1 protein-coding gene is annotated in these 237 nt (G+C 46.8%); it reads left to right on the top strand.

Annotation, left to right across the window (positions count from 1 at the left end; genetic code table 11):
• On the top strand, positions 1-223 hold a 223-nt coding region (locus OGY18_RS01645), incomplete at its 5' end, for a hypothetical protein (RefSeq protein ID WP_286539285.1).
• Between the last annotated feature and the right edge of the window lie 14 nt (positions 224-237).

Genomic DNA, 237 nt, shown 5'->3' with positions numbered 1-237 from the left:
CTGTCAATCCGGCGTGTGGAATAGTGGTTTGAAAATCGGTTTTTTTTCTGTCGCTTCTCCAGTTGGTGTCAACAATATTACATGGGCCAGATATTGTGCTTTAGGGCATTACGGACAAGGTGGTGGATCGCAGATCTACCCAGTAGCCGGGCCGGATGGTGAAGGTAAGTACCTCTGGCAAACTAATACATTAGGCGGTGCTGTTATGATCAACTGTTTCTAACTGTCAATCCGGTG

It is taken from the genome of Citrobacter sp. Cpo142, from assembly GCF_030332425.1.
Classification (GTDB): Bacteria; Pseudomonadota; Gammaproteobacteria; order Enterobacterales; family Enterobacteriaceae; genus Citrobacter; species Citrobacter portucalensis.
This window is presented reverse-complemented; position numbering and strand designations above follow the sequence as displayed.